This window comes from Mycobacterium sp. E2479, assembly GCF_001667925.1.
Lineage (GTDB): Bacteria > Actinomycetota > Actinomycetes > Mycobacteriales > Mycobacteriaceae > Mycobacterium.
The window spans coordinates 1-1177 of record NZ_LZJR01000007.1; the positions used below are offsets into that span (position 1 = coordinate 1).

1 protein-coding gene is annotated in these 1177 nt (G+C 68.8%); it reads left to right on the forward strand.

Features of this window, described 5'->3' with window-relative positions:
• A partial coding sequence (locus A5686_RS01010) for an MFS transporter (RefSeq protein ID WP_067929913.1) occupies window positions 1-897 on the forward strand: 897 nt, incomplete at its 5' end.
• Between the last annotated feature and the right edge of the window lie 280 nt (window positions 898-1177).

Sequence of the window (1177 nt, forward strand, 5' to 3'; positions counted from 1 at the left end):
CGGGTGCTGTGCGCCATCACCCACGGTCTGCTGTGGGCGGTCATCGCACCGATCGCGACCCGGCTGGTGCCCCCGAGCCATGCCGGACGGGCCACCATGTCGATCTACGTCGGCACCAGCCTCGCGCTGGTGGTGGGCAGCCCGCTGACCGCGGCCTTGAGCCTGATGTGGGGCTGGCGCCTGGCCGTCGTGTGCGTCACCGTCGCGGCCGTCGTCGTCACGTTCGCCGCCCGGTTGATGTTGCCGGAGATGGTGCTCAACGAGGATCAGCTCGCCCACGTGGGCCCGAGATCACGACACCACCGCAACCCCCGGCTGATTCTGGTGAGCGTGCTGGCAATGATCGCGGTCACCGGCCATTTCGTGTCCTACACGTTCATCGTCGAGATCATCCGCAACGTACTCGGCGTGCGCGGGCCGAACCTGGCCTTCGTGCTGGCCGCCTACGGGTTGGCCGGTCTGTTGTCGTTACCGCTGGTGGCGCGGCCGCTGGACCATCGGCCCAGGAGCGCCGTCATCCTGTGCTTCACGGGGCTGACGGCGGCCTTCGTGGTGCTGACCGGGCTGGCGTTCGGCGGTAAGACAGGCGTGGCCACCGCGTTGATCGGGACCGCCGCGATCGTGTTGTGGGGCGCGATGGCCACCGCGGTCTCGCCGATGATGCAGTCCGCAGCGATGCGCAACGGGGCCGACGACCCCGACGGGGCGTCGGGGCTCTACGTGACCGCGTTCCAGGTCGGGATCATGGCCGGGTCGCTGGTCGGCGGCCTGCTCTATGAGAGCAGTGTGACGCTGATGCTGGCCGCTTCGGCGGCCCTGATGGCCGTCGCGCTGGCCGGGATCGCGGCCAACCGGCGGATGCTGGACGTTGCTTCGACAAGCTCACCCGATTCATAGCCGCCCAGGTCAACCGGGTAATTATTGGCCGTCGCGGGGCACGGCTCACCGCCGTTAACGGTAGCTGGCGTCCCTCCTATGCCACACTGTGTCGAGAACACGAGTGGAGGTATGCGTATGTCAGGCTGGACGAGGGCCGGGACTAGGAAGGGCCTCTTCGCCGCTCTGAGCACAACCGGTTTGGCGTCCATCGTGGGCTTGGCGCTCGTGCTGAGTGCGGCTCCCGCATCGGCGGATCCGGACCCGGCTCCGGCTGACCCGGGCGCGGTCGCCGCCCCGC